Source organism: Sphingobium abikonense NBRC 16140 (genome assembly GCF_001598335.1).
Classification (GTDB): domain Bacteria; phylum Pseudomonadota; class Alphaproteobacteria; order Sphingomonadales; family Sphingomonadaceae; genus Sphingobium; species Sphingobium abikonense.
On the sequence record NZ_BCYT01000039.1, the window covers coordinates 1 to 1,510 of the forward strand.

The 1,510-nt window shown below is 65.2% G+C and carries 1 protein-coding gene; it reads left to right on the forward strand.

Annotation, left to right across the window (positions count from 1 at the left end; translation table 11 throughout):
* Positions 1-115: 115 nt before the first annotated feature.
* Positions 116-1,510 (forward strand): IS21 family transposase (gene istA / locus SAB01S_RS17885; RefSeq protein WP_062734679.1); only part of this gene is annotated, 1,395 nt, incomplete at its 3' end.

Here is a 1,510-nt window from a genome sequence, read left to right on the forward strand (position 1 = left end):
TGAGGATCAGCGTGCAATAGGCACCCCCTTCGTGGGGTGATCGGCGTGCAAAAAGGACCCCTTCATCCCGGGGATTTAGTCGGCCGACTGGTTTTGATCAGTTGGCGAGAACGGGATGTTGATCGTGGAGACAGTGGTTCGGATTCGGCGTGAGCATGCAGCGGGTAAGGCGATCAAGGCGATCGCTCGTGACCTTCGTTTGTCGCGGAAGGTCGTCCGCAAAGCGATCCGGTCGCCGGAGGCGGCGTTCAACTATCAGCGCAAAGTCCAGCCGCTGCCGCGGATCGGTCCTTATCAGGATCGTCTCGATGCGCTGCTTGAGGAGAACGAAGGTCGCGGCCGCCGCGATCGGCTACGGATGACGCGTATCCATGACCTGCTGGTGCGCGAGGGGTTCGATGGATCCTATGATGCGGTGCGCCGCTATGCGGCGCGCTGGCGTGCTGCGCGGCGGAAGGATGCTGGCGAAGGCGCACCGGCGTTCATCCCGATGACCTTCCAGCCGGGTGAGGCCTACCAGTTCGACTGGAGCCACGAGGATGTGGAGATCGCCGGCAAGCCGATGCGGGTGAAGGTGGCGCATATGCGTCTCTGCGACTCGCGCGCACCCTATGTCCGGGCCTATCCGCGCGAGGGCCAGGAGATGCTGTTCGATGCCCATGCCCGGGCGTTCGCGTTCTTCGGCGGTGTGCCGCGACGCGGTATCTACGATAATATGAAGACGGCGGTGACGGCCGTGTTCACCGGCAAGGAGCGTGTGTTCAACCGCCGCTTCCTGATCATGACCGATCATTACATGGTCGAGCCGACCGCCTGCTCGCCGGCGGCGGGATGGGAGAAGGGCCAGGTCGAGCAGCAGGTCCAGACAATCCGAGGCCGCTTCTTCCAGCCGCGGCTCCGGTTCGCCAGCCTGGCCGAGCTCAACGGGTGGCTGGAGGCCGAGTGCCGGCGCTGGGCCGAGCATCATGCCCATCCCGAACGCGGGGATATTACCGTCGCCGAGGCGCTGGATATGGAGCGACCGGCCCTGCAGCCGATCCTGGCACCGTTCGACGGCTTCCATGAGAGCGAGCATGCCGTCACCGGCACCTGCCTCATCAGCTTCGATCGCAACCGCTACTCGGTCATGTCGACGGCCGCACGCCGGACCGTTCAGGTGCGCTCCTATGCCGATCGCATCGTCATACGCTGCGGCGATGCGATCGTCGGGGAGCATGAGCGCCACTTCGGTCGGAACCGCACGATATACGATCCCTGGCATTATCTGCCGGTCCTCGCGCACAAGCCCGGCGCGCTGCGTAACGGCGCACCGTTCCAGGACTGGGATCTGCCGCCCGCCCTGCACCGATTACGGCGAAGGCTCGGCACCGGGGACGAGGCCGATCGCAGGTTCGTGCGGGTCCTCTCGGCGGTGCTCACCGATGGCCTGGAGCCGGTAGAGGCTGCCGTGCGCGAAGCGTTGGCGAACGGAACGGCCAGCGACGAGCTGATCCTCAACATCCTCTCCCGG